Annotated in this window: 18 protein-coding genes; 9 read left to right on the top strand and 9 right to left on the bottom strand. The window is 70.0% G+C overall.

Annotation, left to right across the window (positions count from 1 at the left end):
- Positions 1 to 16: 16 nt before the first annotated feature.
- Both purQ and purS read right to left on the bottom strand, forming a co-directional pair.
- Positions 17 to 715, bottom strand: coding sequence for a phosphoribosylformylglycinamidine synthase subunit PurQ (gene purQ / locus BLW00_RS07175; protein WP_092551120.1), 699 nt, complete (start codon positions 713 to 715; stop codon positions 17 to 19).
- Positions 712 to 1002, bottom strand: coding sequence for a phosphoribosylformylglycinamidine synthase subunit PurS (gene purS / locus BLW00_RS07180; protein WP_092552140.1), 291 nt, complete (start codon positions 1000 to 1002; stop codon positions 712 to 714). The genes purQ and purS overlap by 4 nt, the downstream gene beginning before the upstream one ends.
- 307 nt (positions 1003 to 1309) lie before the next feature.
- Between purS and BLW00_RS07185 the strand changes: the two genes are divergently transcribed.
- The gene (locus tag BLW00_RS07185) at positions 1310 to 6697 is read left to right on the top strand and encodes an ExeM/NucH family extracellular endonuclease (protein ID WP_092551123.1); all 5388 of its coding nucleotides are present in this window, start codon (positions 1310 to 1312) and stop codon (positions 6695 to 6697) included.
- Positions 6698 to 6770: 73 nt separating this feature from the next.
- Here the strand turns inward: BLW00_RS07185 and BLW00_RS07190 are convergent, their stop codons facing one another.
- Positions 6771 to 7643 carry a VOC family protein gene (locus BLW00_RS07190; protein ID WP_245741359.1) on the bottom strand — a complete coding sequence of 291 codons (873 nt, stop codon included), beginning with the start codon at positions 7641 to 7643 and terminating at the stop codon, positions 6771 to 6773.
- Positions 7644 to 7722: 79 nt separating this feature from the next.
- Between BLW00_RS07190 and BLW00_RS07195 the strand changes: the two genes are divergently transcribed.
- The 3 genes from BLW00_RS07195 to BLW00_RS07205 all read left to right on the top strand — a co-directional run bounded on the left by BLW00_RS07195 (position 7723) and on the right by BLW00_RS07205 (position 10277).
- The gene (locus tag BLW00_RS07195) at positions 7723 to 8778 is read left to right on the top strand and encodes an AI-2E family transporter (RefSeq protein ID WP_092552146.1); all 1056 of its coding nucleotides are present in this window, start codon (positions 7723 to 7725) and stop codon (positions 8776 to 8778) included.
- A 70-nt stretch (positions 8779 to 8848) separates the two neighbouring features.
- A complete protein-coding gene (locus BLW00_RS07200; RefSeq protein WP_092551125.1) occupies positions 8849 to 9715 on the top strand; it encodes an alpha/beta fold hydrolase in 867 nt (288 codons plus the stop codon).
- The gene (locus BLW00_RS07205; protein WP_092551128.1) at positions 9708 to 10277 is read left to right on the top strand and encodes a TetR/AcrR family transcriptional regulator; all 570 of its coding nucleotides are present in this window, start codon (positions 9708 to 9710) and stop codon (positions 10275 to 10277) included. Before BLW00_RS07200 ends, BLW00_RS07205 begins: the two co-directional genes overlap by 8 nt.
- A 37-nt stretch (positions 10278 to 10314) precedes the next feature.
- Here BLW00_RS07205 and BLW00_RS07210 read toward each other — a convergent pair whose 3' ends face one another.
- Together BLW00_RS07210 and BLW00_RS07215 are read right to left on the bottom strand one after the other, a co-directional pair.
- Entirely contained in the window at positions 10315 to 11658 is a 1344-nt protein-coding gene (locus tag BLW00_RS07210; protein WP_092551130.1) for an NAD(P)/FAD-dependent oxidoreductase, read from the bottom strand.
- A 201-nt stretch (positions 11659 to 11859) separates the two neighbouring features.
- Positions 11860 to 13593 (bottom strand): FAD-binding protein, encoded by a 1734-nt coding sequence (locus BLW00_RS07215; protein WP_092552149.1) that lies wholly within the window; start codon positions 13591 to 13593, stop codon positions 11860 to 11862.
- Positions 13594 to 13670: 77 nt separating this feature from the next.
- Between BLW00_RS07215 and BLW00_RS07220 the strand changes: the two genes are divergently transcribed.
- Positions 13671 to 14612 carry a LysR family transcriptional regulator gene (locus BLW00_RS07220; protein ID WP_175494173.1) on the top strand — a complete coding sequence of 314 codons (942 nt, stop codon included), beginning with the start codon at positions 13671 to 13673 and terminating at the stop codon, positions 14610 to 14612.
- 213 nt (positions 14613 to 14825) lie between these two features.
- On the opposite strand, the gene paaI is transcribed toward BLW00_RS07220, so the two are convergent.
- On the bottom strand, positions 14826 to 15236 hold the full coding sequence (paaI, locus tag BLW00_RS07225; protein ID WP_092551137.1) for a hydroxyphenylacetyl-CoA thioesterase PaaI: 411 nt from the start codon (positions 15234 to 15236) through the stop codon (positions 14826 to 14828).
- A 71-nt stretch (positions 15237 to 15307) separates the two neighbouring features.
- On the opposite strand from paaI, the gene BLW00_RS07230 reads away from it, so the two are divergent.
- The 4 genes from BLW00_RS07230 (at position 15308) to BLW00_RS07245 (ending at position 19702) form a co-directional block, all read left to right on the top strand.
- Positions 15308 to 15784: an Lrp/AsnC family transcriptional regulator gene (locus tag BLW00_RS07230; RefSeq protein ID WP_092551140.1), complete on the top strand. Its 477-nt coding sequence runs from the start codon at positions 15308 to 15310 to the stop codon at positions 15782 to 15784.
- Between the two features lie 99 nt (positions 15785 to 15883).
- On the top strand, positions 15884 to 17050 hold the full coding sequence (gene pdhA, locus BLW00_RS07235; RefSeq protein WP_092551143.1) for a pyruvate dehydrogenase (acetyl-transferring) E1 component subunit alpha: 1167 nt from the start codon (positions 15884 to 15886) through the stop codon (positions 17048 to 17050).
- Positions 17047 to 18153 (top strand): alpha-ketoacid dehydrogenase subunit beta, encoded by a 1107-nt coding sequence (locus tag BLW00_RS07240; RefSeq protein WP_092551146.1) that lies wholly within the window; start codon positions 17047 to 17049, stop codon positions 18151 to 18153. The genes pdhA and BLW00_RS07240 overlap by 4 nt, the downstream gene beginning before the upstream one ends.
- Before the next feature lie 4 nt (positions 18154 to 18157).
- On the top strand, positions 18158 to 19702 hold the full coding sequence (locus BLW00_RS07245) for a dihydrolipoamide acetyltransferase family protein (RefSeq protein WP_092551149.1): 1545 nt from the start codon (positions 18158 to 18160) through the stop codon (positions 19700 to 19702).
- A gap of 90 nt (positions 19703 to 19792) precedes the next feature.
- Here the strand turns inward: BLW00_RS07245 and BLW00_RS07250 are convergent, their stop codons facing one another.
- The 3 genes from BLW00_RS07250 to paaD form a co-directional block, all read right to left on the bottom strand.
- On the bottom strand, positions 19793 to 20572 hold the full coding sequence (locus BLW00_RS07250; protein ID WP_092551152.1) for an enoyl-CoA hydratase/isomerase family protein: 780 nt from the start codon (positions 20570 to 20572) through the stop codon (positions 19793 to 19795).
- 81 nt (positions 20573 to 20653) lie between these two features.
- A complete protein-coding gene (paaE, locus tag BLW00_RS07255; RefSeq protein WP_175494174.1) occupies positions 20654 to 21784 on the bottom strand; it encodes a 1,2-phenylacetyl-CoA epoxidase subunit PaaE in 1131 nt (376 codons plus the stop codon).
- Positions 21784 to 22272: a 1,2-phenylacetyl-CoA epoxidase subunit PaaD gene (gene paaD, locus BLW00_RS07260; RefSeq protein WP_139256662.1), complete on the bottom strand. Its 489-nt coding sequence runs from the start codon at positions 22270 to 22272 to the stop codon at positions 21784 to 21786. The genes paaE and paaD overlap by 1 nt, the downstream gene beginning before the upstream one ends.
- Between the last annotated feature and the right edge of the window lie 84 nt (positions 22273 to 22356).

Consider the following 22356-nt stretch of genomic DNA (forward strand, 5'->3'; position numbering starts at 1 on the left):
GACCCTACGCCCGATTTCAGGCGGCGAGCAGGCTGCGGAGCGCCGAGGTGAACATGGCCAGACCGTCGACACCCGAGCGCATCGCGACCGGGGTGTCCGGCCCGAAACCGGGCTCGATGGCGTGCTCGGGGTGCGGCATCAGACCCACCACGTTGCCGCGCTCGTTGGTGACGCCGGCGATGTCGTTGAGTGAGCCGTTGGGGTTCACGCCCACGTAGCGGAACGCCACGAGGCCCTCGCCCTCGAGCCGCTCGAGGGTCGACGCCGAGGCGATGTAGCCGCCCTCGCCGTTCTTCAGCGGAACGGTGATCTCCTGGCCGGCCGTGTATCCGTTGGTCCATGCCGTCGAGGTGTTCTCGACACGGAGCACCTGGTCGCGGCAGATGAACGACCCGTGGTCGTTGCGGATGAGTCCACCGGGCAGCAGGTGCGCCTCGGTGAGCATCTGGAAGCCGTTGCAGATGCCGAGCACCGGCACGCCGCGTTCGGCGGCGGAGACGACCTCGCGCATGATCGGCGAGTGGGATGCGATGGCGCCGCAGCGCAGGTAGTCGCCGTAGCTGAAGCCGCCGGGCAGCACCACGGCGTCGACGCCCTGCAGATCGTGGTCGCCGTGCCAGAGGGCGACGGCCTCCGCGCCGGCGAAGCGCACGGCGCGCTGGGCGTCGCGGTCGTCGAGCGAGCCGGGGAAGGTGATGACGCCGACGCGGGTCACGCCAGGGCTCCGGATGCCGCCGCGCTGTGTGCTCCGTTGCCGTCGACGACGGTGATGCCCACCACGTCTTCGATCACCGAGTTCGACAGCAGTTCGTCGGCGATCTCGCGTACGGAGGCGAGCACCGCCTCGTCGACCGGGCCGTCGACGGTGAGTTCGAAGCGCTTGCCGACGCGCACGCCGGAGAAGGTGTCGTTGCCCAGGCGGGCGAGGGCGCCGGCCACGGCCTTGCCCTGGGGGTCGAGAAGTTCGGCCTTCGGCATGACGTCGACGACGATTTTCGGCACGGGGTGCTCCTGCGGATCGGGCGGGAAGAAGTGCTCCCAGTCTACCGGTGGCGATCGCGCCCCGGCCTCGATCGGCCATGAGGGTGAAATTTCGGGATTCGACCCCAGCTCGAGGGTGAAATCCACCGGATCAGGGTGTCGACGACTTGTCATCCACGGCGTCGGCCAATAACCTTTTGCCCCCCGAGGGGGTGACAAAACGTCAGTTCTTCTGAATTAACCTCCGCGAAATGTTTACTCTTTCTTTCATTACGGTCGGGCTCTTAGCATGACGGAATCCCTGTGATCCGCGAGCTCTAGGAGATCCATGTCAAAGTCAGCGTCGAGGTCCGTCAAAGCGGCCCTCGCGACGATCCTCGGGGGCGCGCTCTTCGCCGCACCCCTCATCGGGGTCGCGTCATCCGCATCCGCCAGCGTCGACGGAACCGGTGTCGTGATCAACGAGGCCTACCTCAAGGGCGGCAGCGCAGGCGCCCCCTTCAACAAGAAGTTCATCGAGCTCTACAACCCCGGAGACACCGCCGTCTCCCTCGACGGGTGGTCGCTGCAGTACCGGTCGGCCACCAAGTCCGACGCCGCCAACGTCGCACCGCTGTCGGGAAGCATCGCCGCCGACGGCTACTTCCTGGTGCAGGTGAACGGCAACGGCGCCACCGGTGCCGCACTGCCCACGCCCGATCTCGACCTGGCGGGCGCGATCAACCCCTCCGGCACGACCGGAACCCTCTTCCTCGCCGACACCGCGGAGGCGCTCACGCCGCCGACCGGATCGGTCACCGCGGGCGACGACGACATCGTCGATCTGCTCGGCTACGGCGCTTCGAACACCTTCGAGGGCGCGGTCGTGCCCGTCGACGGCCCGAACGGCACGCCGAACTCGCTCGCCCGCACCGGCTTCGCCGATTCCGACGACAACGCGGCCGACTTCGCCTCGGCCACCGATGTGACACCACAGAACTCGGCGGGCACCGATCCGACGGATCCGACCGACCCGACCGATCCGACAGACCCCACCGACCCGGCGACCCACACCATCGCGGAGCTCCAGGGCACCACCGACACCTCGCCGTTCGCCACCACTCCGGCGCCCACGGTCACCACCACCGGTGTCGTCACGGCGGCCTACGCCACGGGCGGCTTCAACGGCTACTACGTGCAGACCCCGGGCACCGGCGGAGCCGTCGACCTCGGCACGCACACCGCCTCCGACGCGATCTTCGTCTACTCGGCCAGCACCGCCGGTTCCGTCGCCGTGGGCGACTACGTGCAGCTCACCGGAACGGTCTCGGAGTTCCAGGGCCTCACCGAGCTCACCGTCGCCTCGGCCGACGGCCTGGTGAAGCTCGACGCCTCCACGGTGACCGCACCGGCGCCGGCCACGGTCTCCCTTCCCGGCGACACCGCCCAGCGCGAATCGCTCGAAGGCATGCTGCTCGCCCCGCAGGGCGCGTTCACGGTGAGCAACACCTACTCCACGAACCAGTACGCCGAGATCGGTCTCGCCTCGGGCACGTCCCCGCTGCTGACCCCCACCGAGATCGCTCGTCCGGGCAGTGCCGAGTACGCCGCAGCCGTGGCCGACAACGCCGCCCGCGCCGTGACGCTCGACGACGGTGCCAGCATCAACTTCCTCGGCGCCGACGCGAACAAGGACATCCCGCTGCCGTACCTCACCGCGAACCCCGCGATCACGGTCGGCTCCGCGGTGACCTTCACCGCACCGGTCGTGCTCGACTTCCGCAACAGCATCTGGAAGTTCCAGCCCACGACACCGCTCATGGCCGAGGGCACGGCTCCCGCCACGTTCTCGAACGTGCGGGCCGCAGCCCCGGGCGAGGTGGGTGGCGACATCCAGATCGCCGGCTTCAACGTGCTCAACTACTTCACCACCACCGGTGACGAGCTCTCCGGATGCACCTACTACACCGACCGCGACGGCGATCCCGTGACGGTCAACACGGGCTGCGACGCCCGCGGCGCTGCGGAGGACGAGGATCTCGCCCGCCAGCAGGCCAAGATCGTCGCCGCCATCAACGGCCTCGGCGCTGAAGTGGTGTCGCTCGAGGAGATCGAGAACTCGGTGAAGTTCGGCCTCGACCGCGACGACGCGCTCAGCACGCTGACGGATGCACTGAACGCCGCCCTGCCCGACGGCGAGAGCGAGTGGAGCTTCGTGCCCTCGCCCGCCGCCTCCGCGCTGCCGCCCGTCGCTCAGCAGGACGTCATCCGCACCGCCTTCATCTACAAGGCGGATGCGGTGGAGCCCGTCGGCGACTCGCACGTGCTGGTCGACCCGGCGTTCGCGAACGCCCGCCAGCCGCTGGCGCAGGAGTTCGAGCCCGTCGACGGGGATGCCGGCGACGCGTTCATAGCCATCGTCAACCACTTCAAGTCGAAGGGCTCCGGATCGGGCGCCGACGCCGACCAGGGCGACGGTCAGGGCGCCTCCAACGCCTCCCGGGTCGCTCAGGCCAACGCGCTGCTCGCCTTCTCGAACCAGCTGCAGACCGACCTCGGCACGAGCGACGTGTTCTTGATCGGCGACTTCAACGCCTACTCGAGGGAAGACCCGGCCGTCGCCATCACCGACGCGGGCTACGTCGACCAGGGTACGAAGACGGGCAAGTACAGCTACTCGTTCGACGGCGCATCGGGATCGCTCGACCACGTGTTCGCCTCGGCCTCGGCCGACGCGAAGGTGTCGGGCGTCGACATCTGGAACATCAACTCGGGTGAGTCGATCGCACTGGAGTACAGCCGCTACAACTACAACGCGACGAACTTCTACGAGGAGAGCGTCTACCGCTCGAGCGATCACGACCCGGTCGTGGTGGGGTATTCGTTCGGAGAAGCGGCACCGTCGACCGTCGATCTCAACCTGCTCGACATCAACGACTTCCACGGACGCATCGACGCCAACACGGTGAAGTTCGCCGGAACGGTGGAGCAGTTGCGGGCGGCCGGTGGCGACGACCACACGCTGTTCGTCTCCTCGGGCGACAACGTGGGCGCATCGCTGTTCGAGTCGGCCGTGCAGCAGGACCAGCCGACCATCGACGTGCTCAACGCGCTCGAGCTCGACGCGAGCGCCGTGGGCAACCACGAGTTCGACCAGGGCTTCGCCGACCTGACCGACCGCATCGTGGGTCCGGACGACGACCCGAACGCACTCTGGGACTACCTGGGTGCCAACGTCTACGACAAGGGCACCACGACCCCGGCCCTGCCGGAGTACGCCCTCTACGACAAGGCAGGCCTCACCGTCGCGGTGATCGGTGCGGTCACCCAGGAGACGCCGACGCTCGTCACGCCGACCGGCGTGGCCGACCTCGACTTCGGCGACCCGGTCGAGGCGGTCAACCGGGTGGCGGCGGAGCTCACCGACGGCGACGAGTCGAACGGCGAGGCCGACGTCATCGTGGCGAACTACCACGAGGGCGCGCCGGACAGCGAGTCCGCCACCGTCGACCTCGAGACCGAGCTCGCCAAGAGCACGGTGTTCGCGAAGATCGTGAACGACACCGCGGCATCCGTCGACGCGATCTTCACCGGGCACACCCACCAGAGCTACGTCTGGGACGGCGCGATCCCCGGTGAGACCGGTAAGACCCGCCCCGTGCTGCAGACCGGCAGCTACGGCGCGAACATCGGTCACGTGGTGCTGACGCTGGATGCCGAGAACGGCGACCTCGAGTCGTACACCGCCGAGAACGTGGCGCGCACCACGGTCGACGACGCCACCCTGGTCTCGACCTACCCGCGGGTGGCCGAGGTCAAGACGATCGTCGACGCGGCCCTCGCCAAGGCGGCCGAGGTGGGCAACCAGCCGGTCGGCTCGGTCACGGCCGACATCACCACGGCGTTCACCGGCGGCTCCTACGTCGACGGAAAGTACACCGGCGGAACCCGCGACGACCGGGCGTCCGAGTCGGCTCTGGGCAACCTGGTGGCCAACTCGCTCGTCGACTCGCTCTCGCCCGCCGACCGCGGCGGTGCGACGATCGGCGTGGTGAACCCCGGCGGCCTGCGAGCCGAGCTGCGGTTCGCGGCGGGCGACACGGTGGCGAACCCGGCGAACACCGACGGGGTGATCACCTACTCCGAGGCGAACGCCGTGCTGCCGTTCGTCAACAACCTCTGGACCACGAGCCTCACCGGAGCGCAGTTCAAGACCGTTCTCGAGCAGCAGTGGCAGACGAACCCCGACGGCAGTATTCCGTCGCGGGCCTTCCTGAAGCTGGGGCTGAGCGACAACGTGCGCTACACCTACGACGACACCCGCGCCGCGGGCGATCGCGTCACGGGCATCTGGATCAGCGGCCAGCCGATCGATCCGGCAGCTGCCTACCGCATCGGTTCGTTCAACTTCCTGCTCACCGGAGGCGACAACTTCCGGGAGTTCAAGAACGGCACCGACACGCGCGACTCGGGTCTGGTCGACCGCGACGCCTGGATCGCGTACCTCGGCGCGCACCAGGGTCTCACGCCGAGCTTCGAGCGCAACGCGGCCAAGGTCACGAACGCTCCGGCCGATCCGGTGGAGCCCGGCTCGACGGTGTCGTTCGACGTGGCGAACCTCGACCTCACGTCGCTCGGCAGCCCGCAGAACACGCAGCTGACGGCATCCTGGACCGGTTCGGCGGCGACGTTCGACCCGATCGCGGTCACGAACGGGGCGGCGACCGTGTCGCTGACCGTTCCGGCCGACGCGCCGGTCGGCGCCGGCGAGCTCCTGCTCACCGCGCAGCCGAGCGGCACGGAGGTTCGGGTGCCGATCACGGTGGTCGCGCTGCCCACCATCGACACCGACCGGATCACGGGAGCCGACCGCTATGAGGTCGCCGTCAATACCTCGAAGGAGGGCTGGCCGACGGGATCCGACACGGTCTACGTGGTGTCGGGCGAGGTGTTCCCGGATGCGCTGTCCGCGGCTCCGGCCGCGGCCGAGGCGGGGGCCCCGGTGCTGCTCACGATGGCGAAAGGTCTGCCCGACGGCGTGAAGGCGGAGCTCCAGCGGCTCGACCCGTCGAAGATCGTGGTCGTCGGTGGCCCGAACTCGGTGAGTGCGGCCGTCGAGACGACGCTCAAGGCGATCGCCGACGACGTGACCCGCATCGCCGGTGCCGACCGCTTCGAGGTGTCGCGCAACGTCGCCGAGGCGGCGTTCCCCGACGGCGCCCCGTTCGCGGTGCTCGCCACGGGCGCGACCTTCGCCGACGCCCTGTCGGCGGGAGCCGCCGTCGACGGCGCCGGCCCGGTCATCCTGGTCGACGGCTCGAAGCAATCGCTCGATTCCGCCACCTCGGCTCTGCTGGCCGACCTCGATGTCGCCGACATCGTGATCGCGGGCGGCCCGGCGTCGGTCTCCTCGGGCATCTACGAGGACTCGTGGTCGATCACCCACACGGTGCGACTGGGCGGAGCCGATCGCTACGCGGTGTCGCGCACGGTGAACGCGCACTTCTTCGAGCAGGCCGACCGGGTGCTCATCGCGACCGGTGTCACCTTCCCGGATGCGCTCGCCGGCTCGGCCTTCGGACCGAAGATCGACGCGCCGCTGTTCACGGTGCCCGGCACCTGCATCCCGGCCGACACGCTGGCGCAGATCCGCGACCTGGGTGCCGAGCGCGCGACTCTGCTCGGCGGCCCGAACTCGCTCACCGAAGCGGTGGCCGACCTCACGGTCTGCTCGTAACGCCGTAACGCACAGAATCCGGGGCACCGAGGCCGTATACGGCACCGGTGCCCCGGATTCCGTCAATAACTCATCACTCGCCGGCTGGGCGCAGCAGGATCGTGTTGTTCCAGGGGTCGCTCACCGTCACCGAGCGGCCGTCGTTCGCGGTCTGGAGGCCGCGATGCCGCAACCGCTCGTCGGTGGCGGCGACATCCTCGGCATCCGGCAGCACGATCTCCACCTGACCGAGCCCGAGCGTCTGCTGCCGGCGCCCGGCGCCGCGCGAGTTCCAGACGTTCATGGCCATGTGGTGGTGGTAGCCGCCGGCCGACACGAACAAGGCCTGCGGACCGAACGCCGTGGTCACCTCGAAGCCGAGGGAGTCGACGTAGAAGTCGCGCGCCTGCGGCACGTCGCCCACCGAGAGGTGCACGTGCCCCACGCCGGCCGCTCCGATGCGCGGGTCGGCGACGAGCTCGGGCGTCAGGTTCTGCTGCAGGAACGCGTTCGGATCGAGGAAGAGGGTCGACATCTCGATCTGGCCGTGCGTCCAGCTCCACTGCGTGCGGTCGCGGTCCCAGTAGAGCTCCACGCCGTTGCCCTCGGGGTCGTCGAAGTAGAACGCCTTCGAGACGAGATGGTCGCTCGATCCGGTGAAGGAGTTCGGAAAGCGGGTCGCCACCGAATAGACGGCGGCGGCGAGCGCCTGCTCCGAGTCGAAGAGGATGGCGGTGTGGAAGAGTCCGGCCGAGCGCGGCTCGGGGTTCTTCAGCTCGGGCGCGTGCTGCAGCACGACCGCCGGCACGCCGCCCCGGCCGAGCACTGCACTGTCGCCCTCCTGGGCGATCACGTCGAGGGTGACGGCGTCGCGGTAGTAGGCGATCATCGCGTCGAGGTCGCCGACGCGCAGCGTCACGGCGCCCATGGTGGTGTCGGCTGCGAGCAGTTCGGATGCGTTCGTCATAGTGATCAGTAAAACACTTGTAGCCACAACTAAATTCCGGATGCGCCGCCCGGCCGTCCGCAACCCCTATCCTGAGCGCATGGCGATCCCGAAGCTCCTCACCGGCGGCCCCTTCCGATTCGGGTTCGTGGCAACCCTCGGCGTGCTGCTCGCACTGCTGCTCGGCCTCGCGATCTCGTCGCTCGCGACGGCGCTCACCCTGATCTTCGTGGCGCTGTTCGTGTGCCTCGGGCTCTATCCCGTGGTGCAGTGGCTCGAGGCGCGCAAGTTCTCGCGCACGCTCGCGGTGCTCACCGTGATGGCCGGCTTCGTGCTGCTGATGGCTCTGCTCCTGTGGCTCATCATCCCGGTCGTCGTGGAGCAGCTCACCGAGCTCTTCACCTACCTGCCCAAGGGCTTCGACCAGATCGAGACGCAGGACTGGTTCATCACCGTCAACGAGTCGTTCGGCGGGGCGCTCACCCCCGCGGTGGAGTGGCTGCAGAAGACCGCGAGCGATCCGAACACCTGGCTCGCGATCGGCGGCGGAGCCTTCCGGGTGGGCGTGAACATCCTGAACGGCACGTTCAACGTCATCTTCGTCGCCGTGCTGACCCTGTATTTCGTGGCGGGTCTCGAGTCGATCAAGGCGAGCGTCTACTCGCTCGTGCCGGCGTCGAAGCGGGAGGGCTTCATCAGCCTCTCCGAGGAGATCACGAAATCGGTCGGCTCCTACCTCGGTGGCATGGTCATCCTCGCGGCGATGAACGCGGCCTTCACCTTCATCCTGCTGAGCATCTGCGGTGTCCGCTACGCCGGGATCATGGCGGCCCTCGCCTTTCCGATCACGCTCATCCCGCTGGTCGGCAGCGTCATCAACCTCGTGCTGGTGACCTTCGTGTCGCTGTTCACCTCGCCGGGCACGGCGCTCATCGTCGGCATCGTGATGCTCGTCTACGTGCAGGTCGAGGCCTACGTGCTGACGCCGCGGATCGTGGGCAAGGCGATCAGCATCCCGGGCTCTCTCGTGCTCATCGGTGCGATGGTGGGCGGCACCTTGCTCGGGCTGCTCGGGGCGTTGATCGCCTGTCCGGTGACGGCGTCGATCCTGCTCATCATCAAGAAGGTCGTGGTGCCACGGCAGAACCTGGTGTGAGCCGGGTGATCCAACCGAATTCCTCCAAAAGCTATTGCCAATAGCTTTAAAGCTAGCTACAGTAGCTTCTATGAACGCAACCGATCGCACCAGCATCCTCCGTCACCTCGATCGCGGGGAAGGGCGGCTGGCCTACGGGCTCGCCGGTTCCGGACCGCTCGTCGTCACCTCGCCCGGCATGGGCGACCTCCGCTCCACCTGGCGTGCGCTCTCGCCGCAGCTCGTGGCTGCCGGCTACCGCGTCGCCGACGCCGAACTCCGTGGGCACGGCGACAGCGACGCCGGCTTCTCCTCCTATGGCGACTCCGAGACCGCCGACGACCTGATCGCGCTGATCGACGAACTGGGCGGCCCCGCCGTCATCGTCGGCAACTCGATGAGCGCAGGCTCCGCGGTGCTCGTGGCCGCACGCCGGCCCGAGCTCGTGGCGGGCCTCGTGCTCGTGGGCCCGTTCGTGCGCAACCCGCCGATGAACCCGCTCCTGGCGGGCCTGTTCCGGGTCATGATGACACGGCCCTGGGCGGCTGCGATGTGGAACGCCTACCTGCCGAGCCTCTACGCCGGGCGGAAGCCGGCCGACTTCGCCGAGTACCGCGCATCCGTTCGCGACGCGATGCGCCGCCCGGGCCACGCCGCCGCCTTCTCGCGCACCACACACACGAGTCACGCCGAGTCCGAGCAGCGCGTGGGCTCGGTCGTGGCGCCCGCGCTCGTGGTGATGGGCGATGGTGACCCCGACTTCCGCGACCCGGCGGGCGAGGCGCGCTGGATCGAAGAGCAGCTCGCGGGAGCCGGACGCGGCGGTGCCGAGATCGTGATGGTTCCGGATGCCGGCCACTACCCCCACGCGCAGCACCCGGAGATCGTCACTCCCGCCGTGCTCGCCTTCGTCTCGGGTCTCCCGCTCGCGGCTGACGGCGGGTTCGAGCGTGGCTAGGGCGGGCGTCACGAAAGACCGCGTCGCCGAGGAGGCCGAGCAGCTCGCCGACGAGGTGGGCCTCGAGTCCGTCACCCTCGCGGCCGTCGCGGGACGGCTCGGCATCAAGCTGCCGAGCCTCTACAAGCACATCGACTCGCTCGGCGGGCTCCGAGCCACGGTGGGGGAGCGCGCCACGCGCGAACTCACCGAGGTGATGGTGCGCGCGACAGCCGGCAAGGCCGGGCCCGACGCCGTGTCGGCGCTGGCTCACGCGCTGCGCGACTGGGCCCGCGCGCATCCGGGGCGCTACGCCGCCACCATCGCCGCACCGCGCGTGAGCGCAGGAGCCGAACCCGGCCAGGTGCAGGCCGCCGAAGACGCCGTCGGGCTCATCTTCGACGTGCTCGCGGGATTCGGCCTGGGCGGCGACGACGCAGTCGATGCCACCCGAGGGCTCCGCGCCGTGCTCCACGGCTTCGTCGCCCTCGAAGCGGCGGGAGGATTCGGGATGCCGGCCGACGTCGACCGCAGCTTCGACCGGCTGGTCGCCTCGTACATCCGCTCCCTCCCCGCCTACTGAGCTGTCGAGGTGCTCGACTCAACGAGGTGGGTGGGCGTCAGCGGCGGCCGAGGGGCGTGACCTCGGGAGGCACGCCGCCCGAGGTGAACGCCTGCCGCGGGGTCTGCGTCGTGGCGAGGCTCACGATGTCGCGACCGAAGAACACCGCGCTCAGCCACACCAACGCCACCCGCACCTTGCGCTCCCATGTGGGCACGGCGAGCATGTGGTAGCCGCGGTGCATCACCCAGCCGAGGAATCCGGTGATCACGAGCGACTTGTACTGGAAGATGCCGCGCCCGAGTCCGAGCGTCGCCACCACCCCGAGGCTGTGGTGCACGTAGGGCTTCGGCTCCTCGCCGCGCAGGCTGGCCGCCAGGTTCTTGGCCAGCCGCTTGCCCTGCCGCACGGCATGCTGGGCGTTCGGCACCGTGCGCGCGCCCGCCCGGGGCGAGGCGAGGTCGGGAACGGAAGCGTTGTCTCCCGCGCCCCAGGCATCCGCGATCGCCGGCTCGCCCTCGACGCCCACCCGCAGATCGGCGTGCACCTGCAGCAGGCCGCGCTGGTCGACCGGCAGGTCGGTGTGCTTGGCCACGATCGGATTGGCGGCGTTGCCGGCCGTCCACACCAGCAGCTCCGTGTCGTACTCCTCTCCGGTGGAGAGCACGATGTGCCCGCCGGAAGCCGAGGTGAGCTGGGTGTTCAGGTGCACGTGTGCGCCGCGCTGTTCGAGGTGGCGCACCACCCAGCGGCCCGGTTCGTCGGTGACCTCGGGCAGGATGCGCCCCATCGCCTCCACCAGATGGAAGTCGAGCTCGTCGAAACCGAGCTGGGGATAGCGCTTCAGGAGCGCCGTGGCGAGGGCGAGCAGCTCGCCGAAGACCTCGACACCGGTGAAGCCGCCGCCCACGACGGTTGTGGTGAGCAGCCGCCGCCGCTCCGCCCCGGGCGGGAGGGTGGAGGCGCGTTCGAAGGCGGTGAGCAGCTGGTCGCGCACGGCGACCGCCTCCTCGACCTGCTTCATGCCGATCGCTTCCTCCGCGATGCCCGGGATAGGGAAGGTGCGCGTGACCGCGCCGGCCGTGACCACCACGATGTCGTACTCGACCGGGTGATCGGGCCCCTCGAGGGGCCGCACGATCGCCGTCTTGTCGGCGTGCCGGATCTCGACGACGCTCCCCGCCACCACGGTCGTGCGCTTCAGGTGCCGCCGCAACGACACCGCTACGTGGCGGGCCTCCACCGATCCCGCCGTCACCTCGGGCAGGAACGGCTGATAGGTCATGTACGACCGCGGATCGACCAGCGTCACCTCCGCTTCGCCTCGTCTCAGCGTCTTCTCCAGCCGCCAAGCGGTGTAGAAGCCGGCGTAGCCGCCGCCGACGATGAGGATCCTGCGCATGATGACCTCCGTCTTCGTGTCACCTATTAAGACCGATCAGGGCGTGTTTTTGTGACCTTTTCGGCGACCCATCAGGTTGGCCTCGCCGAACACCTCCTCCTCGCGACCCGCCAATATCCGCCCTGTCCCGAGGCTGGGGAGGGCGGATATTGGCGGGTCGCGAGGAGGGGGAGGGAGGGGAGGGGGAGGGGGAGGGGGTGCCTATTCGACGAGCTTGCCTGTCGTGGAGACCTCGCGCATGAGGGCGGCGATCTCGTCGGGGACGGGCGGGATCGACTCGCGCACCACACCGGTCGCGGGGCTCCAGACCAAGTTGACCTGCAGCTCGGGATCGATCTCGGGGTAGTCGCTGCGGTTGTGGCAGCCGCGCGTCTCGCGGCGCTCGAGGGCGGCGAGCAATGTCGCCCGGGCTGCGAGCGCCGCCGACTTGAGGTCGAAGGCGTGGGCGAGATCCTGATAGCCCGCGATGTCGGGGTGGATGCCCACGGCGGCGATGCGCGCCTCGATCTCGTCGAGCTCGGCGAGGCCCGCCTTGAGGCCGTGCTCGTCGCGCACCACGCCGGCGTGCTCGGTCATCGTGTTGCGGATGGCGCGCTGGAGGGCCCGCACGTTCTCCGGTCCGTCGGAGGCGAGCAGTGCGGCGATCTCGTCGCGCGCCACCTGCAGCGCGGCGGCCGACCGCTTCTGTGCCGGCAGTGCCGCGGAGTAGGCGGCGGCGGCCTGGCCCACGATGCGCCCGAACACGAGCAGCTCGATCAGCGAGTTGCCGCCCAGCCGGTTCGCGCCGTGCAGGCCGCTCGAGGCCTCGCCGATGGCATAGAGCCCCGGAACGTCGGTGCCGTGATCCTCCGGCCGCACCCACACTCCGCCCATCGAGTAGTGCGCGGTGGGCGCGATCTCGATCGGCTCCTTCGTGATGTCGAGCATCTGCAGCTCGAGCATCGTCTGGTAGACGCGCGGGAGCCTGGTCATGATCGTCTCGCGGGGCAGGTGCGAGACATCCAGCCAGACGCCGCCGTTGGGGGTGCCGCGACCCTCCTTGATCTCGGTGTAGCAGGCGAGCGCCACGCGGTCGCGCGTGGAGAGCTCCATCCGCTCGGGATCGTAGCGGGCCATGAAGCGCTCGCCGAGGGCGTTGGTGAGGATGCCGCCCTCGCCGCGCGCGGCCTCGGAGATGAGGGTGCCGGCCGCGTTCTCGGGCTCGATGATGCCCGAGGGGTGGAACTGCACGAGCTCCGGGTCGCGCAGCCGGCCCCCGGCTTCGACGGCCAGACGGAACGAGTCGCCGGTGTTCTCGTCGCGGCGCGACGACGTGCGGCGCCAGATGCGGTTGTGACCGCCGGCGGCGAGGATCACGGCGTCGGCGTGGATGAGGTAGCGGGTGCCGTCATCGAGGTCGAAGCCGTAGGCGCCGAAGACCGCCCCGTCGTCGTTCACCAGGATGCGGGTGATGTACACGGTGTCGAGGATCGGGACGTCGAGCTGGGCAGCCCGGTTGATCAGCGTGCGCTGGATCTCGAGGCCCGTGTAGTCGCCCGCGAACGCGGTGCGGCGGAAGGTGTGGGCTCCGAAGAAGCGCTGCGAGATGCGCCCGTCGTCTTCGCGGGCGAAGGGCATCCCGTAGCGCTCGAGATCCTCGATGCCGCGCGCGGCACCTTCCGTGACGATTTCGACGGTGTGCGGGTTGGCGAGCAGATACGACTCCTTGAGCGTGTCGGCGGCGTGCTGCTGCCAGCTGTCCTCGACGTCCATCGTGCCGAGGGCCGCGTTGATGCCGCCGGCCGCGAGCGAGGTGTGCGCATCCGACTTCGGGCGCTTGCCGACGGCGAGCACGTCGACGCCCTGCTCGGCGAGTTCGATCGAGGCGCGGAGGCCCGAGCCACCGGTGCCGATCACGAGCACGGTGGTGGAGAGCTGTCGTTCTGAATGACTCATGCGTTCCACGGTAGGCAGCCACCTGGAATTACTCCAATGCATATATCTGCTCATATCGATGCAGATAAGCTATCGATGTGAACCTGGAACAGCTGCGGAGTTTCGTCGAGGTGGCCCGCGTGGGCAACTTCACCCAGGCCGCCGAACAGCTGCATCTCGCCCAACCGTCGCTGAGCCGCCAGATCTCGTCGCTCGAACAGGATCTCGGGGCCGAACTCTTCCACCGCGCCCGCGCCGGGAGCACGCTCACCACGGCGGGCGAGTCGCTGCTGCCCCTGGCGCGACGGATGCTCGCCGACGCCGACTCGGTGCGCCGCGAGTTGAACGAACTGGCCGGCCTTCAGCGCGGGCGTGTGCGCCTGGGCGCCACCCCTACGCTCTGCATCAGCCTGGTGGCCGAGGTGCTGAGCACGTTCCGCGCCGCGCATCCGGCCATCGAGCTGCACCTCTCGGAGCAGGGATCGCGGCGGCTGCTCGATGAACTGGCCGCCGGAGAACTCGACCTCGCCCTCATCACGACGTCGGACTCCTCGTCGGCCGAGCGGTTCACCGTGACGCCGCTCCTCGTCGAGGAACTCGTCGTGATCTCATCGGCCGGCGCGCAGCCCGTCACGAGCCGGGCGGCCATCGGTCTCGCGGATGTCGCGACCCTGCCGCAGATCGTCTTCAGTTCGACCTACGACCTCCGCAGCACCACGGATGCCGCGTTCCAGGCGGCCGGTCTCACGCCCGAGGTGATCCTCGAGGGCGCGGAGATGGATGCCGTGCTGCGCTTCGTGGAACGCGGGCTCGGCGTCGCGATCGTGCCCGCCATGGTGCTCATCGACCGCCCCGGCCTCCGCTCGGTGCGCCTGGACAGTCCCACCCTCACCCGCACGATCAGCCTGGCGCGCCCCTCTGACGTGGCGCCCACCGCGGCGGTGCAGGTCATGCAGCGCACCATCGCCACCACCGCCACCGCATTCGCGGCCCGCGCCGGCGCTACGATGCGCCTCGCCGCCGCGCGGCCTCCCTCCTGACTCGCGCGAGGTCGCGCAAAGTGTTGCTTGCGGCTCCGCGAGAGGGCACTTCGTGCTACCTGGCGTGCACCCGCACGGGTTGGAGGGAGTGGAGGGTGCGCGGATGGCGTCCGGGCTGTGCGGTCTGGGGGTGGAACAAGAGGGGTGGAGCGGGGCCCGGCGCGCGGGCGGGGCTCGGCGCGCGAGAGGCGCGGCCCGTGCGGCGTGCCCGCCTCAGGCGCGGAGGGTGTGGCTGCGGCCGCGGAACTCGGCCACGACCTCGCCCGCCTCATCTGTGACCCGCACGTCGTAGAGGCCCGTGCGCCCGCTCCGGATGCGCCGCTCGGCCGTCGCGGTCAGCGTCTGCCCCAGTCGCACCGGCCGCAGGAAGCTGATCTCGGCGCCGGAGGCCAGCGTGGTCTCCGCCCCTTCGTTGCAGGCCACGGCGAAGGCCGTGTCGGCCACGCAGAAGATGATGCCTCCGTGCACCACATCGAAGCCGTTCAGCATGTCTTCGCGGATGCGCATGCTCACCACGCCGTGGCCCGGCCGGGACTCGTGCACGGTCATCCCGAGCGCGGCGGAGGCCCGGTCGCGCTCGATCATCGCCTCGGCGGCGGGGTTGGGCGCATCCGTCGTGTCCATGAACTGAACGTACGGTAAGTAATCCGGCACGGCAAGCCGCCTTTCGGATGCGCCGACGGTAGCCTGATGCGATGAACGTCGACCGCGTCGATCGCGCCATCATCTCGGAGTTGAGTCAGGACTCGCGCCTGTCGATCCGCGAGCTCGCCGGGCGGGTGCACATCTCACGCACGGCCGCGCACAACCGCGTGCAGCGGCTGATCGCCGACGGGGTGGTCTCGGGCTTCGTCGCCACCGTCGACCGCAAGGCGCTGGGTCTGCACGTCACGGCCATCGTGATCGTCAAGGTGGGCGACGTGGTGTGGTCGGAGCTCGCCGAGGCGCTCGCCGAACTGCCCTATGTCGAGAACGTGCAGGCCGTGAGCGGTGACATCGACTTCGTGCTCACCGTCAGCGCCCCCGATCACGAGCGGTTGAGCGAGGTCATCATGCGCCAGATCCACGCTATGCCGGGCGTCGCCTCGACGCGTTCGTATGTCGTGCTCGACGAGCATCCGGGAACCGCGCCCGGCGTGATGATGGACGTCTGGCCCATCCAGGCCCCCTGAAACAGGACGAATGGCACGGATTTCGAGCCGTTCCGACCGTCTGTACCGACCTTCTCCGCGGCTCTCGCGTCGCCCGCCGCGCTGCTGCACGATGACACCATGAACGACGTTGTCGCCGCTCGCGCCGAGCCCGTGCGCCCCACCCTGAAGCCGATCCGCCTGATCGACGAGAAGGGCGCGCCGGTGAAGGGCGCCGAGCGCGCCGGCTTCACGCTGCCCTCGCCCGAGGTGCTGCTCGGGCTCTACCGCCGCATGGTGATGGCGCGTCGCTTCGACGTGCAGGTCACCGCCCTCACCCGGCAGGGACGACTGGCGACCTACCCCTCCGCGCTCGGCCAGGAGGGCTGCGAGATCGGCGCGGTGAGTTCGCTCGGCGAGAACGACTGGCTGTTCCCCACCTACCGCGACAGCGTGGCCCTCCTCACCCGCGGCGTTCCGCCGGTGCAGATCCTCTCGTCGTTCCGCGGTGAATGGCACATGGGGTTCGACCCCTACGAGCACCGGATCTCACCCCAGGCCACCCCGCTGGCGACCCAGGCTCTGCACGCGGTCGGCTTGGCCACCGGCGCAAAGCTCAAGGGCGACGAAGTGGTGGCGCTCACCCTGCTCGGCGACGGAGCCACCAGCGAGGGCGACGCGCACGAGGCTTTCAACTTCGCCTCGGTCTGGCAGGCGCCGGTGGTGTTCGTGGTGCAGAACAACGGCTACGCCATCAGCGTGCCGTTCTCGAAGCAGTCGCACGCGCGCACCCTGGCCGATCACGCCATCGGCTACGGCATGCCGGGCTACTTCGTCGACGGCAACGACGTGGCGGCGATGTACGCGGTGACCTCGGCGGCCGTGCAGAACGCGCGCGCCGGGGGCGGGCCCACGCTCATCGAGGGCCTCACCTACCGCATCGAGTCGCACACCAACTCCGACGACCCGACGCGCTACCGCTCGCCGCACGAGGTCGCGCAGTGGCGACAGCGCGACCCGATCGCGCGGCTGGAGACGTACCTGCGCGCATCCGGCGCGCTCTCCGACGCGCTGTTCGACGAGATCGCGGCTGCCGCAGAGCAGCTCGCGGCCGCCACCCGCGATGCGATGAACACGGAGCCGGTGCTCGATCCGCTCGAGCTCTTCGACCACGTGTACGCCACCGAGCGGCCCGCGTTGCGGGAACAGCGGGAGTACCTCGCCCGTGAGCTGGCAGCGGCCGAGCCCGCCCCCGCCGACGTCTCCTCCACCGAATCCATCTCGACCGCATCGGGGAGCATCGCATGACGATCGTCGACCGCACCGCACTCGGTTCGCCTGCGGGGCCGACACCGGCCGGGTCCGCCGACTCCGGGTCCGCCGACTCCGGGTCCGCAGACGCCTCCGGCGCGCCGCACCCAGCCGCTCCGGCGCCCGCCCTCATCTCGCTCAGCATCGCCGGCGCGCTCAACGCGGCCCTCCGCGACGCGCTCGCCGACGACCCGTCCGTCGTGGTGTTCGGCGAAGACGTCGGCCCGCTCGGCGGGGTCTTCCGCGTGACGGATGCGCTGCACGCGACCTTCGGCGAGTCCCGCGTCTGGGACTCCCCGCTGGCCGAATCGGGCATCGTGGGCACCGCGATCGGCATGGCGATGTACGGCCTGCGCCCGGTGATCGAGATGCAGTTCGACGCCTTCAGCTATCCGGCGTTCGAGCAGATCACCTCGCACCTGGCGAAGATGCGCAACCGGACCAAAGGCCGGGTCTCGCTGCCCGTGGTCATCCGCATCCCCTACGCCGGCGGCATCGGCGGTGTCGAGCACCACTCCGACTCCTCGGAGGCGTACTGGACCCACACCCCCGGCCTCACCGTGGTGACCCCGTCGAACCCGGCGGATGCCTACTCGATGCTCCGCGAGGCGATCGCGAGCGACGACCCGGTGATCTTCCTCGAGCCGAAGAGCCGCTACTGGGCGAAGGACACGCTGGTTCTCCCGGTGCGCACCGCCCCGATGGCGCGGGCCCAGGTGCTCCGCGAGGGCGCCGACGTGACCCTCATCGCTTACGGCCCGACCGTGAAGACGGCCCTCGAGGCGGCGGCGCTCGCCGAACTGGAGGGCCTCTCGGTCGAGGTCGTCGATCTGCGCAGCCTCTCGCCCTTCGACGACGAGACGGTCGGCGCGTCGGTGCAGAAGACCGGCCGGGCCGCCGTCATCCACGAGGCCGCGCAGTTCGGCGGCTACGGCGCCGAGGTGGCGGCACGAGTGACCGAGCGGCAGTTCTTCCACCTTCAGGCGCCGATCCTCCGCATCGCGGGATTCGACGTGCCGTTCCCCTCGCCCAAGCAGGAGGAGCACTACCTGCCCACCGCCGAGCGCGTTCTCGCCGCTCTCGACACCTGGGAGTGGTGACCGGATGCCCGGCGAATTCCTGCTGCCGGATCTCGGTGAGGGCCTGACCGAGGCGGAGATCGTCTCCTGGCTCGTCGCCCCCGGAGACGTGATCGCCATCGATCAGCTCGTGGTGGAGGTGGAGTCGGCCAAGTCGGTCGTGGAGCTGCCGTCGCCCTATGCGGGCCGGGTCGCCGAACTGCACGGAGCGCCCGGTGACGTGGTGCAGAAGGGGTCGCCGCTCATCACGGTGGTGCCGGTGGATGCGGAGGTGGCGGCGGATGCCGTGCCCGTGCCCGTGCCCGCGCCCGCGCCCGTGCGGCCGAGCGACGCGGTGCGTGCCGACGTGCCCGTGGCGGTCGGTGCATCCCTAACCGATTCCGCGCCGGGCGGGGTCGACTCCGCGGATGCCGGCGCGCGAGCCGACAGCGTCGAGCTGGTGCCCGGCACCGCCGTGCGTGCTCCGGATGCGCGGCCCGCCGCCCCCGGGTCGGGCGCCGTTCTCGTCGGCTACGGCACGAAGGAGTCGACGGTGCGCCTGCGCCGCCCCGACGGTGGGCGCTTCGGGCGCCGGGCCGCCCCGCAATCGACGCCGGCCACGGCGGCCGGGGCCCTGCTCGACCCCGCGCGGCGCTCGCCGGTGGTCTCACCGATCGTGCGCAAGCGCGCTCGCGACCACGGCTTCGACGCGAGCCAGCTGCTCGGAAGCGGCGTGGGCAACCTCGTGCTCCGCCAGGATGTCGAGGCCGCCATCGCCGCGGGCGTCGTGCTCCCCGCCGTGGCACCTACCGACTCGTCCCACATCGGGCAAAGCTCCGCCTCGTACCCCGATACAGGACGAGTGGAGGAGGGGGCAGCGCCGCACACGAGCATCGGGGCGGCTGACCTGCGCATCCCGATCACGGGGCTCCGGAAGGTGGTGGCGGCGCGCCTCGCGCAATCGCGCCGTCTCATCCCCGAGGCCACGATCTGGCTCGACGTCGACGCCACCGAGCTGTTCGCCGCGAAGGAGCGACTGCAGAAGTCGACGGGTGAGCGGTTCAGTCTGACGGCGCTCCTCGCGCGCTTCGTGGTGGCGGGGCTGAAGCAGTACCCGATCCTCAACTCCTCGGTCGACGACGAGACGAACGAGATCGTGCAGCACGGCTCGATCAACCTCGGTCTCGCCGCTCAGACCCCGCGCGGCCTGATGGTGCCCGTGGTGCACGGCGCGCACGACCTCACCACGCGCACCCTGCGCGACGAGATCGCCGCGGTGGTCACCCGGGCCGAGAAGGGCGACTTCCCGCCGAGTGCGCTCTCGGGCGGCACCTTCACGCTCAACAACTACGGTGGCTTCGGCGTCGACGGATCGGCCGCCATCATCAACCACCCCGAGGTCGCGATGCTCGGCGTGGGCCGGGTGATCGACCGGCCCTGGGTGGTGGACGGCGAGATCGTGGTGCGCAAAGTGGTGGAGCTCACGCTCGTGTTCGATCACCGCGTGTGCGACGGCGACGTGGCATCCGGGTTCCTGACCTACGTGGCGCGCTGCGTCGAGGAGCCGCTGCTGCTGCTCGGCAACCTCTGACGCGCTGGCGCTCTCGTCGAGTCGCCAAGACACGCCGCAACGAGCTCGCGGGTAGCGGCGTGTTGTGGCGAATCGGTGAGGGTGGCGGCGTCAAGCGCGAGCGGCGCCGAAGACGGGGCGGCGCTTCTGCTGGAAGGCGGCGAAACCCTCGCGGTAGTCGTCGCTGAGGCAGAGGGCGCCCTGCGCCTCGTTCTCGTCGTCGAGCGACGCCCAGAGGCCGATCCGCTCGTCGCGGAGGCTCTGCACGAGTTCCTTGCTCGCCAGGAACGCGCCCGTCGGGCCCTGCGCCACCCGGGCCACGCGCTCGCGGGTGAAGGTATCGAGCTCGCCGGCGGGCACGACGCGGCTGAACAAGCCGGATGCGACGGCCTCCGCCCCCGACATCAGCTCGCCCGTGTAGACGAGGTCGAGCGTGCGGTGGGCGCCGAGCCGCTCGAAGAAGAGGGCGTGGCCACCAGAGTCGAGCGTGGCGCCGAGGTTCGCGAAGGGCGAGCCGATCTTCGCCGTGTCGGCCACGTAGACGACGTCGGTCGCGATGAGGAGGCCGAGGCCCACGCCGAGACAGGCGCCGGTGGCCATCGCGAAGGTCGGGGCAGGGAAGCCTGCCATCCGGCGCAGCACGGGAGTGACGACGTCGGCGAGGTAGCCGCGGGCGTCATCGGTCGCCGGGTCGACCTGCGAGATGTCGCGGCCGGCGGAGAACGCCCGGCCCTCGCCGCGGAGGAGAAGGGCGCGCACGCCGGCCGCCTCGGCCTCGGCGTAGGCCGCCGCCAGTTCGGCCAGGGCGGTCTCGTCGACGGCGTTGAGCTTCGCCGGCGCGTTCAGCACGACCTCGGCGATGTCGTCGGCGATGGTGAGTTCGACTGTCATGACGCTCCTCGGTGTGGCGGTGGTGCGCGTGGTGGTGGTGCGGGATGGCGACGGTGCGGTGCGATGCGATCGGGCGCCTCGCTAGGTGTCGTAGTCGACGCTCACCGCGGCCGAGACGGGGATCGACTGGCAGGTGAGTACGTAGCCGCGCGCGAGCTCGTCGGGTTCCAGCGCGTAGTTCTCGACCATGTCGACCTCACCCTCGACGAGCTTGGCGCGGCACGTGCCGCACACCCCGCCCGCGCAGGCGAAGGGCACGTCGCGGCGCACCCGCAGGGCCGCGTTGAGGATGCTCTCCCGCGAGTGCTCCGGACTCGTGACGGTGGCGGTGGTGCCGTCGAGACGGAACCGGATGGTGTGCACGGCGTCGCCCGCATCCGTCGTCACCGGCCGGCCCGCTTGACCGGTGGGGCGCTCCGGCCGCCCCGTGGTGAACAGCTCGTAGCGCACGGCGTCGGGCGGCACACCGAGGGCCGCGAGCTCGTCGCGACACAGCTGCACCAGATCGAACGGCCCGCAGAGGAACCACTCGTCGACCGTGGCCGGCTGCAGCAGCGACGTGAAGACGGCCCGCACCCGCGCGGCGTCGAGGCGCCCGGAGAGCAGCTCGGAACTGCGCTTCTCCCGCGTCAGCACGTGATGCAGGGCGAGCCGGGCGGTGTAGCGGTCTTTGAGGTCGGCGAGTTCGTCGACGAACATCGTGTCCATCGTCGTGCGGTTCGTGTAGACGAGCTCGAACACGGAGGCCGGGTTCTCCTGCAACGTGTGCTCGATCAACGACATCATCGGCGTGATGCCCGACCCCGCCGCCACGCCGACGAAGTGCCCCGGGGAGTCGAGCGGGGCGTGCGCGGTGAAGCGCCCCTCCGGGCTCATCACCTCGAGCTGCATCCCCGCGGCGAGGTTGTCGACGGCCCAGGTGGAGAACACCCCACCGAGGTCGCGCTTGATGCCCACCTTCAACGATCCGCGGCCGGGCGCCTGGCAGATCGAGTAGCTTCGGCGCACGTCTTCACCCTCGAGGCTGGTGCGGATGGCGATGTACTGCCCGGGCGCGTAGTCGTAGGCGTCGGCGAGATCGGCGGGCACCTCGAACGACACCTCGATCGCGTCGTCGGTGAGCGGGCGCACCTCCGAAACGGTGAGGGTGTGGAAGTCGGCACGGCGGCGCCCGGTCGGAGGGGCCTCGGCCGGGGTCTCGGTGAGCGACATCAGTGTTCCTTGAAGTGGTCGAACGGCTCCTGGCAGCGCTGGCAGACGTAGAGCGCCTTGCACGAAGTGGAGCCGAAACGGGAGAGCTGGCGGGTGTGCATCGACCCGCAGCGGGGGCAGCGGATGCCGAGCCCGAGACTCACGGTGCCGCCGCCCCGGCGAGGGCCCGGGGCCGCGATGCCGTACTCCTCGAGCTTGGTGCGGCCCTCGTCGCTCAGCCAGTCCGTGGTCCACGCCGGGGCGAGCACCACCTTCACCGAGACGTCGTCGTAGCCGTTGCCGTGCAGCACACCCACGATGTCGTCGCGCATGGCGTCGACGGCGGGGCAGCCCGAGTAGGTGGGTGTGATCTCGACCGTGACCGAACCGGAGGCGGTGGCGAAGGTGACCCCGCGCAGCACGCCGAGGTCTTCGATGGTGAGCACGGGCACCTCGGGGTCGACGACCGTGGCCGCCAGATCCCAGATGGCGCGCTCGGCCTCGTTCAACGGGCGGGGCCGGGCCTGACGCTCGAGGACGGCGTCGGCGTGCACGATGTGCCCGCGCTCCACCCCTCCGTGCCCGCGTGTCTC

It is taken from the genome of Herbiconiux ginsengi (assembly GCF_900107435.1).
Taxonomy (GTDB): domain Bacteria; phylum Actinomycetota; class Actinomycetes; order Actinomycetales; family Microbacteriaceae; genus Herbiconiux; species Herbiconiux ginsengi.

Bases quoted from the DNA above. Each gene is read 5' to 3' on its own strand.
- BLW00_RS07200 (WP_092551125.1), top strand. From the start codon at position 8,849: ATGAACGCAACCGATCGCACCAGCATCCTCCGTCACCTCGATCGCGGG.
- pdhA (WP_092551143.1), top strand. From the start codon at position 15,884: ATGAACGACGTTGTCGCCGCTCGCGCCGAGCCCGTGCGCCCCACCCTG.
- BLW00_RS07190 (WP_245741359.1), bottom strand. From the start codon at position 7,643: ATGACGAACGCATCCGAACTGCTCGCAGCCGACACCACCATGGGCGCC.
- BLW00_RS07185 (WP_092551123.1), top strand. From the start codon at position 1,310: ATGTCAAAGTCAGCGTCGAGGTCCGTCAAAGCGGCCCTCGCGACGATC.
- BLW00_RS07245 (WP_092551149.1), top strand. From the start codon at position 18,158: ATGCCCGGCGAATTCCTGCTGCCGGATCTCGGTGAGGGCCTGACCGAG.
- BLW00_RS07230 (WP_092551140.1), top strand. From the start codon at position 15,308: ATGAACGTCGACCGCGTCGATCGCGCCATCATCTCGGAGTTGAGTCAG.
- BLW00_RS07195 (WP_092552146.1), top strand. From the start codon at position 7,723: ATGGCGATCCCGAAGCTCCTCACCGGCGGCCCCTTCCGATTCGGGTTC.
- BLW00_RS07210 (WP_092551130.1), bottom strand. From the start codon at position 11,658: ATGCGCAGGATCCTCATCGTCGGCGGCGGCTACGCCGGCTTCTACACC.
- BLW00_RS07240 (WP_092551146.1), top strand. From the start codon at position 17,047: ATGACGATCGTCGACCGCACCGCACTCGGTTCGCCTGCGGGGCCGACA.
- paaE (WP_175494174.1), bottom strand. From the start codon at position 21,784: ATGTCGCTCACCGAGACCCCGGCCGAGGCCCCTCCGACCGGGCGCCGC.
- BLW00_RS07215 (WP_092552149.1), bottom strand. From the start codon at position 13,593: ATGAGTCATTCAGAACGACAGCTCTCCACCACCGTGCTCGTGATCGGC.
- BLW00_RS07250 (WP_092551152.1), bottom strand. From the start codon at position 20,572: ATGACAGTCGAACTCACCATCGCCGACGACATCGCCGAGGTCGTGCTG.
- paaI (WP_092551137.1), bottom strand. From the start codon at position 15,236: ATGGACACGACGGATGCGCCCAACCCCGCCGCCGAGGCGATGATCGAG.